Origin of the sequence: Klebsiella sp. 54, assembly GCF_018223875.1 — a bacterium.
In the GTDB taxonomy this organism is placed as follows: domain Bacteria; phylum Pseudomonadota; class Gammaproteobacteria; order Enterobacterales; family Enterobacteriaceae; genus Klebsiella; species Klebsiella quasipneumoniae.
Window position 1 is genome coordinate 290546 of the sequence record NZ_JAGRRA010000006.1, and the last position, 11406, is coordinate 301951.

Consider the following 11406-nt stretch of genomic DNA (forward strand, 5'->3'; position numbering starts at 1 on the left):
TGCGACGAGGTGCAATCGTAATTAACGGTTTGTGCGCTTAAATTATCAATTGATGCGGCTAAATATTTTTACTGGTAGATAAAAAAGGGAGGCAGACATGCCTCCCGCTGGCGGTTATTTAATCCCGTCGGCCTTCATGCGATCGCGAATATGCTGCGCGCGGGCTTCCGATGCCGGGTGATCGTCAAACATGGAGCTCTGACGGCCGGCTTCCAGCTTGGCCAGTTTTTCGAAGCTGGTGGCCAGTCCCGACGGATTGATGCCGCGCTTACGCAGCAGATCGTAAGAGTAGTCGTCCGCTTCCGATTCCTGGCGCTGGGAGAACTGCGAGTTCACCAGTTTTTCACCCAGATCGCCGAGCTGCGACTGGGACAGGCTGCCGACGATGCCGCCGGCGGAGGCCGCCGCCGCGCGCACGGCGTTGGTGCCCAGGGCAACCTGCATCCCTTTCTTCACGTGGCCCAGCGCGACGTGGCCCATTTCGTGGCCGATCACCGCCTCGACTTCATTATCGTTCATCAGATCCATCAGCTCGCTGTAGACGCGGATGCAGCCGTTGGCCATGGCGAAGGCGTTGACATCCTTGGTCTCATAGACCTTGTAGTTCACGGGCTGACCATTGATGTTATCGCCCAGCGCAGCCGCGATTTTGTTCAGCCGCTGGCTGTATTCACTGCTGGCCGGGGCGATTTTCGCTTTGGCGTCCATCTCTTTACAGGCCTGGTCGCTTAAGGTTTTCACCTGCGCGTCGCTGAGGGAGTATGCCTGGAAGGCTTCGGCCCCTGAGCTGAGCAGACCGTTGGAGTCCATGTTCTGACATCCGGTGAGCGTTGCTGCGATCCCAAGAGCAAGTACGGTTGAGCGAATTTTCATTTTTTATCTTCCACAATCTTATGGTTGTTTATCCGACAATACGGCGACGGCAGGGAACCGTATTCTGCGTAAATTATAAAGAGTATCGCAGGATACGGGCGAGCGGATTCCGGCGTAGCACAACCTGTTCCAGAGATTTCTTAAAGGGCAAAAGGATGCTCCATGTACATGACTTGTCGCTTGGGTTACATTGTTCACACTTTTTTCCGGCGTAGCCCAAAACGCGCTCTCGTCAAGTCGTTAAGGGCATGGCCTTCAACAGTCCGAACTGGAGTCAAAATGTCCTCACGTAAAGAGCTTGCTAACGCTATTCGTGCGCTGAGCATGGACGCTGTACAGAAAGCCAAATCCGGCCACCCGGGTGCCCCGATGGGTATGGCTGACATTGCCGAAGTGCTGTGGCGTGATTTCCTGAACCATAACCCGAACAATCCGGCCTGGGCTGACCGTGACCGTTTTGTACTGTCCAATGGCCATGGTTCGATGCTGATTTACAGCCTGCTGCACCTCACTGGCTACGATCTGCCGATTGAAGAGCTGAAAAACTTCCGCCAGCTGCACTCTAAAACGCCGGGCCACCCGGAAGTCGGCTACACCGCGGGCGTAGAAACCACTACCGGTCCGCTGGGCCAGGGTATCGCTAACGCGGTCGGGATGGCTATCGCCGAGAAAACTCTGGCGGCGCAGTTCAACCGTCCGGGGCACGACATCGTCGACCACTACACCTACGCTTTCATGGGCGATGGCTGCATGATGGAAGGCATTTCTCACGAAGTGTGCTCCCTGGCCGGTACCCTGAAGCTGGGCAAACTGGTGGCCTTCTATGATGACAACGGCATCTCCATCGACGGCCACGTTGAAGGCTGGTTCACCGACGATACCGCCAAACGCTTTGAAGCCTACGGCTGGCACGTGGTGCGCGGCGTTGACGGTCACGACGCTGACGCCATCAAACGCGCGGTAGAAGAAGCGCGCGCGGTTACCGACAAACCGTCCCTGCTGATGTGCAAAACCATCATCGGTTTCGGTTCGCCGAACAAAGCCGGTACCCACGACTCCCACGGCGCGCCGCTGGGCGACGCCGAAATCGCCCTGACCCGCGAAGCGCTGGGTTGGAAACACGCGCCGTTTGACATCCCGTCTGACATCTATGCGCAGTGGGATGCCAAAGAAGCTGGCCAGGCGAAAGAAGCGGCCTGGAATGAGAAGTTCGCTGCCTACGCCAAAGCTTTCCCGCAGGAAGCCGCCGAATTCACCCGTCGTATGAAAGGCGAGATGCCGTCTGACTTCGACGCGAAAGCCAACGAGTTCATCGCGAAGCTGCAGGCCAACCCGGCGAAAATCGCCAGCCGTAAAGCCTCTCAGAACGCCATCGAAGCGTTCGGTCCGCTGCTGCCGGAATTCCTCGGTGGCTCCGCAGATCTCGCGCCATCTAACCTGACCCTGTGGTCTGGTTCTAAGCCGATCAACGAAGATACTGCCGGTAACTACATTCACTACGGCGTGCGTGAGTTCGGTATGACCGCTATCGCCAACGGTATCGCGCTGCACGGCGGTTTCCTGCCGTACACCTCCACCTTCCTGATGTTCGTGGAATATGCGCGTAACGCGGTACGTATGGCGGCGCTGATGAAGCAGCGTCAGGTGATGGTCTACACCCATGACTCCATCGGTCTGGGCGAAGATGGCCCGACTCACCAGCCGGTAGAGCAGGTGGCTTCCCTGCGCGTGACCCCGAACATGTCCACCTGGCGTCCGTGTGACCAGGTGGAATCCGCGATTGCGTGGAAATATGGCGTTGAGCGTCAGGACGGCCCGACCGCGCTGATCCTGTCCCGTCAGAACCTGGCGCAGCAGGAGCGTACCGCAGAGCAGCTGGCGAACGTGGCCCGCGGCGGTTACGTGCTGAAAGATTGCGCCGGCCAGCCGGAGCTGATCTTCATCGCCACCGGTTCGGAAGTTGAGCTGGCGGTTGCCGCGTGGGACAAACTGACCGCCGAAGGCGTGAAGGCGCGCGTGGTCTCCATGCCGTCCACCGACGCGTTCGACAAGCAGGATGCGGCTTATCGTGAATCCGTACTGCCGAAAGCCGTGACCGCGCGCGTTGCCGTGGAAGCGGGCATCGCTGACTACTGGTTCAAATATGTTGGCCTGAACGGCGCTATCGTTGGCATGACCACCTTCGGTGAGTCTGCGCCGGCTGAGCAGCTGTTCGAAGAGTTCGGCTTCACCGTCGACAATGTGGTCGCTAAAGCGAAAGCGCTGCTGTAATCTCTGGTACGGTGCGGGCTAATGCCCTCACCCCAACCCTCTCCCACAGGAGAGGGGGCAAGCACCAAAAACGGTAACCCAATGGTTACCGTTTTTGCTTTTACCTCGTCACCCGGCTTTTTTGTATCTGCTATTCCTGAACCATGTAATACGGTTGTAAATTATTCCAGCAAAAATGTGATGTGAGTCATATAGCTGGTTTATTGCGCTGGACAAACATTCCTTTTATTCCTCGTTTGGCTTATTCTAGCTGAAGCGTTTCAGTCGTTTAAATGTTCGACAATTAATCAATCAGTCGCAGTTTGCAGCTGGTAAGGTTTCCCTCAGAGCGTAGCTGGATTACTCTGTCAGCCACCTCATCACAGGGACAGCCTTGCAGGAGATCTATGACCATTCGCATCGCGATTAATGGCTTCGGTCGTATTGGACGCAATGTGGTTCGTGCGCTATATGAATCCGGGCGCCGTGCGGAAATCACCGTGGTGGCAATCAATGAGCTGGCGGATGCTGCGGGCATCGCGCATTTGTTGAAATATGACACCAGCCATGGCCGTTTCGCCTGGGATGTTCGTCAGGAGCGCGAGCAGTTGTTTGTTGGCGATGATGCCATCCGTCTGCTGCACGAGCCGACCATAGCGGCGCTGCCCTGGCGCGAGCTGGCGGTAGACGTGGTGCTCGACTGCACCGGCGTTTACGGAAGCCGTGAGCACGGTGAGGTGCACCTGCAGGCGGGGGCGAAGAAAGTGCTCTTCTCCCATCCCGGCGGCAACGACCTCGACGCGACGGTGGTGTATGGCGTCAATCAGGATGAACTCCGCGCCGAGCACCGTATTGTCTCCAACGCCTCCTGTACCACCAACTGCATTATTCCGATCATTAAACTGTTAGATGATGCCTATGGCATCGAGTCCGGCACCGTCACCACCATTCACTCGGCGATGCATGACCAGCAGGTGATTGACGCCTATCATCCGGATCTCCGGCGTACCCGCGCGGCCAGCCAGTCGATCATTCCGGTGGATACCAAACTGGCGGCAGGGATAACCCGTATTTTCCCGCAGTTTAACGACCGTTTTGAAGCGATTGCCGTGCGGGTGCCGACGATAAACGTGACGGCAATTGACCTGAGCGTGACGGTTAAAAAACCGGTAAAAGCATGTGAAGTCAACCAGTTGCTGCAAAAAGCAGCACAAGGTGCATTTCATGGTATAGTTGACTATACGGAATTACCGTTGGTCTCGACAGATTTTAACCACGATCCGCACAGTGCTATTGTTGATGGCACGCAAACCCGGGTCAGTGGCGCGCATCTGATCAAAACGCTGGTCTGGTGCGATAACGAATGGGGCTTTGCTAACCGAATGCTCGACACGACGTTAGCGATGGCGGCTATTGGTTTCAGGTTCGACGCGTAAACGTCGACAAAACTTTATGAATCAACGAGAGGATTCACCATGTCTGTAATTAAGATGACCGATCTGGATCTGGCTGGTAAACGCGTTTTTATCCGTGCGGATCTGAACGTACCAGTTAAAGACGGGAAAGTAACCAGCGACGCGCGTATCCGTGCATCTCTGCCGACCATCGAACTGGCGCTGAAGCAGGGCGCGAAAGTGATGGTAACCTCCCACCTGGGTCGTCCGACCGAAGGCGAGTACAACGAAGAATTCTCTCTGCTGCCGGTTGTTAATTACCTGAAAGACAAACTGTCCAACCCGGTACGTCTGGTTAAAGACTACCTGGACGGCGTTGAAGTGGCTGCCGGCGAGCTGGTGGTGCTGGAAAACGTTCGCTTCAACAAAGGCGAGAAAAAAGACGACGAAGCGCTGTCCAAAAAATACGCCGCGCTGTGCGACGTGTTCGTGATGGACGCCTTCGGTACCGCGCACCGCGCGCAGGCTTCCACCCACGGTATCGGCAAATTTGCTGACGTGGCGTGCGCAGGCCCGCTGCTGGCCGCTGAACTGGACGCGCTGGGTAAAGCGCTGAAAGAGCCGGCTCGTCCGATGGTCGCTATCGTCGGTGGTTCTAAAGTATCCACTAAGCTGACCGTGCTGGATTCCCTGTCTAAAATCGCTGACCAGCTGATCGTCGGCGGCGGTATCGCTAACACCTTCGTTGCCGCCCAGGGCCACAACGTCGGCAAATCCCTGTACGAAGCGGACCTGGTTGATGAAGCCAAGCGCCTGCTGAGCACCTGCGATATCCCGGTTCCGACTGACGTTCGCGTCGCGACCGAGTTCTCCGAAACCGCAACGGCGACTCTGAAATCTGTTAACGACATCAAAGATGATGAGCAGATCCTGGACCTTGGCGACGTTTCCGCACAGAAACTGGCTGAAATTCTGAAGAACGCCAAAACCATTCTGTGGAACGGCCCGGTTGGCGTATTCGAATTCCCGAACTTCCGTAAAGGGACTGAAATCGTGGCTAACGCTATCGCGGACAGCGAAGGTTTCTCCATCGCCGGCGGCGGTGACACCCTGGCAGCGATCGACCTGTTCGGCATCGCTGACAAAATTTCCTACATCTCCACTGGCGGCGGCGCGTTCCTTGAATTCGTCGAAGGCAAAGTCCTGCCGGCAGTAGCGATGCTCGAAGAGCGCGCTAAGCAGTAATTCAGTTCAGGCGGGGAAACCCGCCTGTTTTTCAGCGCGCTTAAGGGCTCGCGAACCTTCTTCAACGGTCGAAGATACAGATACAGGACTAAGTAACATGTCTAAAATTTTTGATTTCGTAAAACCGGGCGTCATCACTGGCGACGACGTTCAGAAAGTGTTCCAGGTAGCGAAAGAAAACAACTTTGCACTGCCGGCGGTAAACTGCGTAGGGACTGACTCCATCAACGCCGTTCTGGAAGCTGCTGCGAAAGTACGCTCTCCGGTTATCGTTCAGTTCTCTAACGGCGGCGCAGCGTTCATCGCAGGTAAAGGCGTGAAAACTGACGTTCCTCAGGGTGCTGCTATCCTCGGCGCTATCTCTGGCGCGCACCACGTGCACCAGATGGCTGAGCACTACGGCGTGCCGGTTATCCTGCACACTGACCACTGCGCGAAGAAACTGCTGCCGTGGATCGACGGCCTGCTGGACGCGGGTGAAAAACACTTCGCCGCTACCGGCAAACCGCTGTTCTCTTCTCACATGATCGACCTGTCTGAAGAGTCCCTGCACGAAAACATCGAAATCTGCTCTAAATACCTGGCGCGCATGGCCAAAATGGACATGACCCTGGAAATCGAACTGGGTTGCACCGGTGGCGAAGAAGACGGCGTGGACAACAGCCACATGGACGCTTCCGCCCTGTACACCCAGCCGGAAGACGTGGATTACGCTTACACCGAGCTGAGCAAAATCAGCCCGCGCTTCACCATCGCCGCTTCCTTCGGTAACGTACACGGCGTGTACAAACCGGGTAACGTCGTTCTGACCCCGACTATCCTGCGCGATTCTCAGGAATATGTTTCCAAGAAACACAACCTGCCGCACAACAGCCTGAACTTCGTCTTCCACGGCGGTTCCGGTTCTTCCGCTCAGGAAATCAAAGACTCCGTCAGCTACGGCGTAGTGAAAATGAACATCGATACCGACACCCAGTGGGCAACCTGGGACGGTATCCTGCAGTACTACAAAGCGAACGAAGCTTACCTGCAGGGCCAGCTGGGCAACCCGAAAGGCGAAGACCAGCCGAACAAGAAATACTACGACCCGCGCGTATGGCTGCGTGCTGCACAGACTTCCATGGTGACTCGTCTGGAGCAGGCATTTAAAGAGCTGAACGCGATCGACGTTCTGTAAGAAAAATCTGTTTCTTACCCCGAAGCCCGCAGCAATGCGGGCTTTTTTATTATCTTAACAACAGGATAGCTCAGCAGAAAACTGTGATCCATTTGGCAAAACGTGCACTTATTGTTTACCCTATAACCTGACTGCCCTGTCGCAGGCTGAGTTATTTACTTCCCCCTGGGGGATTCATAAGGAATGTTAAATGGAAGATTTGAACGTTGTCGATAGCATCAACCACGCCGGGACGTGGCTGGCACGCAACCAGGAGCTGCTGCTGAGCTATGCCGTCAACATCGTCGCGGCTATCGCTATCCTGATCGTCGGGATGATCGTGGCGCGCGTCGTCTCTAATACCGTCAACCGCCTGATGCTGGCGCGTAAAATTGACGCCACCGTTGCCGATTTCCTCTCCGCGCTGGTGCGCTATGCGGTTATCGCCTTTACGCTGATTGCCGCCCTGGGACGCGTGGGCGTGCAGACCGCCTCGGTCATTGCGGTGCTGGGCGCCGCGGGTTTAGCCGTCGGTCTGGCGCTGCAGGGATCACTGTCTAACCTCGCGGCTGGCGTACTGCTGGTGATGTTCCGCCCTTTCCGCGCCGGCGAGTATGTCGACCTTGGTGGTGTAGCGGGTACGGTGCTTAACGTACAGATTTTCTCCACTACCCTGCGTACCGCCGACGGTAAAGTGGTGGTGGTGCCGAACGGCAAAATCATCGCCGGCAACATCATTAACTTCTCCCGTGAACCGGCGCGCCGCAATGAGTTTATTATCGGCGTCTCTTACGATGCCGATATCGACAAGGTGAAGCAGCTCCTGACCTCGATTATCGAATCTGACGATCGTATTCTGCGCGATCGGGAAATGACGGTTCGCCTGAACGAACTCGGCGCCTCGTCGGTGAACTTCGTGGTGCGCGTCTGGAGCAAAAGCAGCGATCTGCAAAACGTCTACTGGGATATCCTCGAGCGCATCAAGCGTGAATTTGACGCCAACGGCATCAGCTTCCCTTATCCGCAGATGGATGTTCATGTGGTGCGTCTGCCGGAAAAAGCCGAGTAAACCGCCACTCAGTGACTCAGGCCGGCGATGCCGGCCTTTTTTAATGGCTCATTATTAGCTTTGCTTATTAATGATTAATACTTTCAATTTCCGCTAATAATTTATTCGCGTTATAGTCAGCGCCACTCTCGAACACAGCGGAAAAATCCTCATGTTTACCTATTACTTTCAGGGCCTTGCCCTGGGGGCGGCAATGATTTTGCCGCTTGGCCCCCAAAATGCTTTCGTGATGAACCAGGGGATCCGTCGTCAGTATCACCTGATGATTGCCTTGCTGTGCGCCGTCAGCGACTTGCTGCTGATCTGCGCCGGCATTTTTGGCGGCAGCGCGCTGCTGATGCAGTCCCCTTGGCTACTGGCGCTCGTGACCTGGGGCGGCGTGGCCTTTTTACTGTGGTACGGCTTTGGCGCATTGAAAACAGCGTTCAGCCAGAATCTTGAGCTCGCCAGCGCCGAGGTGATGCAGCAGGGGCGCTGGAAAATCATTATCACTATGCTGGCGGTCACCTGGCTGAATCCGCACGTTTATCTGGATACCTTTGTGGTGTTGGGCAGCCTGGGAGGCCAGCTGGCGATGGAGCCGAAGCGCTGGTTTGCGCTGGGAACCATTAGCGCCTCTTTCCTGTGGTTCTTTGGTCTGGCGCTGTTGGCCGCATGGCTGGCGCCGCGGCTGCGTACCGCCAGAGCCCAGCGGATCATCAACATTGTGGTCGGCGCCGTCATGTGGTTTATTGCGTTTCAGCTGGCAAAAGAGGGCGTCGGCCATATCCAGGCGTTGCTCAACTAAGCGTTGTCCGATGGACTTTCCCGCTGTACGCGCTAAGCTTGCTGGCATGCGTCCCGTAAGGGCGATTTAAGTAACATGGAGAAACGACAGTGAAGTTAAAAGTCTTAGCCCTGGCGGCAACACTCGGATTTAGCACGATGGCGGCACAGGCCAGCGAATTGCCGGACGGTCCGCATATTGTGACTTCAGGCACAGCAAGCGTTGCTGCGGTTCCGGATATCGCCACCCTGGCGATCGAAGTGAACGTGGCGGCAAAAGATGCCGCATCGGCAAAAAAACAGGCTGACGATCGCGTTGCGCAATACCTCTCTTTCCTCGAAAAGAGCGGCATTGCGAAAAAAGACATCAACTCGGCGAATCTGCGCACCCAACCTGATTACGACTATCAGAACGGGAAAAGCATTCTCAAAGGCTATCGCGCGGTGCGCACTGTCGAAGTGACCTTGCGCCAGCTGGATAAACTCAACGGTCTGCTGGACGGCGCCCTGAAAGCCGGTCTGAACGAAATTCGCTCCGTCTCGCTGGGCGTTGCGCAACCGGACGCCTACAAAGATAAAGCGCGTAAAGCGGCGATCGACGACGCCGTGCATCAGGCGCAGGAGCTGGCCGCAGGTTTCCACAGCAAGCTGGGTCCGGTGTACAGCGTGCGCTACCACGTCTCTAATTATCAGCCGAGCCCGATGGTTCGCATGATGAAGGCCGCTGACGCTGCGCCGGTTTCCGCCCAGGAAACCTACGAGCAGGCCACCATCCAGTTTGACGACCAGGTCGACGTCGTGTTTGAACTGCAGCCGGCGCAGGCCGCGGCCCCGGCCACGCCGGCGAAACCGGCTGAAGCGCCGAAACCGGCCCAGTAAGCGATAGAAATAAAAAAGCCACTTCAGCGAAGTGGCTTTTTTTATGCCCGCGGCTTAATCCTGACGCAGCACCTTGTGGCCGTAGTCGATGAGCGCATCGGTCACCCGGCGCATCATGCGGCTTTCCGGGGCAAAGCGGTGCCAGTAAAGCATACGGCGCTGAAACAGGCCGGGAGTGAGGTCGATAAGCTCGCCGCTGTTGAGCTCTTTTTCGATCTGCAGATGGGGGATCATGCAGCAGGTGGTGCCCTGACGCGCCAGCTGGACGAAGGCTTCCGACGAGTTGACGATATGGCAGGGGACGCTACCCGGCGGCAGGTCGAAGTTTTGCTGCAGAAATGCCTGATGCATATCATCCAGATGATCGAAAGCGACGACCGGCGCTTTCAGCAGCGCCGAGCGCGTTACGCCGTTGGGGAAATAGCGTTGCGCAAACTCTTTTGAGGCGACAAACAGGTAATCGAGCGCGCCGAGCTGATCCACCAGGCAGCTTGGCAGCGCCTGTGGCTGGATACTTACCGCGCCGACCACTTCGCCACGGCGCAGGCGTTCCTGGGTGCGGGTTTCATCTTCCACCTGCAGGTTGAGACGAATAGGGGAGTCCGACAGCACATTAGCCAGCGCCGGCAGCAGCCAGGTCGCCAGACTGTCGGCGTTCACCGCCAGCGACAGCAGCAGCGGCGTGGAGCCAGTCTGCTCGTCCCCCAGCCACTCTTCCTCCAGCAGTTCAACCTGGCGCAACAGCGCCAGCAATTTTTGCCCTTGCTCGGTTGGGCGCGGCGGCACGGTACGTACCAGCAGCGGCTGGCCGAACATATTTTCCAGTTGCTTAATACGCTGTGAGACGGCGGACTGGGTAATACATAGCTTCTGCGCGGCGCGCTCAAATCCTCGTTCTCTAATCACCGCGTCCAGCGCTTGTAGTGTCCTGTAGTCCGGTCGTTTCATTATTCTGGCGTGCCCCCATAACTAATCGTTATCTCGCACTATGACATAAATTTTTATTTGATACAGACGAAATTGGTCTGCTCTGTTGTGTGATCTGCATCGCAGGGACATTTCCACTGTCGATGTTCTATAATGCGCCACAGGCATTCACATCTCGGACCATAATTATGACGCAGGATGAACTGAAAAAAGCGGTAGGTTGGGCGGCGCTGCAATACGTACAGCCAGGGACCATTGTGGGCGTAGGCACCGGCTCGACGGCGGCCCATTTTATTGACGCGCTGGGCACCATGAAGGGGCAAATCGAAGGGGCGGTTTCCAGCTCCGATGCCTCCACCGAGAAGCTGAAAAGCCTCGGGATCACCGTCTTCGATCTCAACAGCGTCGATCGCCTGGGGATCTACGTTGACGGCGCGGATGAGATCAACGGCCACATGCAGATGATCAAAGGCGGCGGCGCGGCGCTGACCCGTGAGAAGATCATCGCCTCGGTAGCGGATAAATTTATCTGCATCGCCGATGCCTCCAAGCAGGTCGATATTCTGGGTAAATTCCCGCTGCCGGTTGAGGTCATTCCGATGGCGCGCAGCGCCGTGGCGCGCCAGCTGATCAAGTTGGGCGGCCGTCCGGAATACCGTCAGGGCGTGGTGACCGATAACGGCAACGTGATCCTTGACGTGCACGGCCTGGAAATTCTCGATGCTATCGCGCTGGAAAACGCGATTAACGGCATTCCTGGCGTCGTGACCGTGGGGCTGTTCGCCAACCGCGGCGCCGACGTGGCGCTGATCGGCACCGCTGACGGTGTGAAAACCATCGTAAAATAG

General features: G+C 56.6%; 10 protein-coding genes. 8 read left to right on the plus strand and 2 right to left on the minus strand.

The features are described from left to right. Positions 1 to 114: 114 nt before the first annotated feature. Positions 115 to 873, minus strand: coding sequence for a M48 family metallopeptidase (locus KHQ24_RS16250; protein ID WP_211777357.1), 759 nt, complete (start codon positions 871 to 873; stop codon positions 115 to 117). Between the two features lie 279 nt (positions 874 to 1152). Between KHQ24_RS16250 and tkt the strand changes: the two genes are divergently transcribed. The 7 genes from tkt to KHQ24_RS16285 all read left to right on the plus strand — a co-directional run bounded on the left by tkt (position 1153) and on the right by KHQ24_RS16285 (position 9631). After that, positions 1153 to 3144: a transketolase gene (gene tkt, locus KHQ24_RS16255; RefSeq protein WP_017899782.1), complete on the plus strand. Its 1992-nt coding sequence runs from the start codon at positions 1153 to 1155 to the stop codon at positions 3142 to 3144. Positions 3145 to 3530: 386 nt separating this feature from the next. Continuing rightward, on the plus strand, positions 3531 to 4559 hold the full coding sequence (epd, locus tag KHQ24_RS16260; RefSeq protein ID WP_211777358.1) for an erythrose-4-phosphate dehydrogenase: 1029 nt from the start codon (positions 3531 to 3533) through the stop codon (positions 4557 to 4559). 39 nt (positions 4560 to 4598) lie between these two features. Further along, positions 4599 to 5762: a phosphoglycerate kinase gene (pgk, locus tag KHQ24_RS16265; RefSeq protein ID WP_004205291.1), complete on the plus strand. Its 1164-nt coding sequence runs from the start codon at positions 4599 to 4601 to the stop codon at positions 5760 to 5762. 97 nt (positions 5763 to 5859) lie between these two features. After that, entirely contained in the window at positions 5860 to 6939 is a 1080-nt protein-coding gene (gene fbaA, locus KHQ24_RS16270; protein WP_004205292.1) for a class II fructose-bisphosphate aldolase, read from the plus strand. A 190-nt stretch (positions 6940 to 7129) separates the two neighbouring features. Beyond that, positions 7130 to 7987 (plus strand): small-conductance mechanosensitive channel MscS, encoded by an 858-nt coding sequence (locus KHQ24_RS16275; RefSeq protein ID WP_017899785.1) that lies wholly within the window; start codon positions 7130 to 7132, stop codon positions 7985 to 7987. Between the two features lie 151 nt (positions 7988 to 8138). After that, the gene (argO, locus tag KHQ24_RS16280; protein ID WP_004205294.1) at positions 8139 to 8774 is read left to right on the plus strand and encodes an arginine exporter ArgO; all 636 of its coding nucleotides are present in this window, start codon (positions 8139 to 8141) and stop codon (positions 8772 to 8774) included. Between the two features lie 89 nt (positions 8775 to 8863). Further along, positions 8864 to 9631, plus strand: a complete 768-nt coding sequence (locus tag KHQ24_RS16285; protein WP_004205295.1) for an oxidative stress defense protein — start codon at positions 8864 to 8866, stop codon at positions 9629 to 9631. Positions 9632 to 9685: 54 nt separating this feature from the next. Here the strand turns inward: KHQ24_RS16285 and argP are convergent, their stop codons facing one another. Continuing rightward, positions 9686 to 10579 carry a DNA-binding transcriptional regulator ArgP gene (gene argP, locus KHQ24_RS16290; protein WP_002916497.1) on the minus strand — a complete coding sequence of 298 codons (894 nt, stop codon included), beginning with the start codon at positions 10577 to 10579 and terminating at the stop codon, positions 9686 to 9688. A gap of 167 nt (positions 10580 to 10746) precedes the next feature. Here argP and rpiA point away from each other — a divergent pair, with 167 nt between their 5' ends. Next, on the plus strand, positions 10747 to 11406 hold the full coding sequence (gene rpiA, locus KHQ24_RS16295) for a ribose-5-phosphate isomerase RpiA (RefSeq protein ID WP_049118980.1): 660 nt from the start codon (positions 10747 to 10749) through the stop codon (positions 11404 to 11406).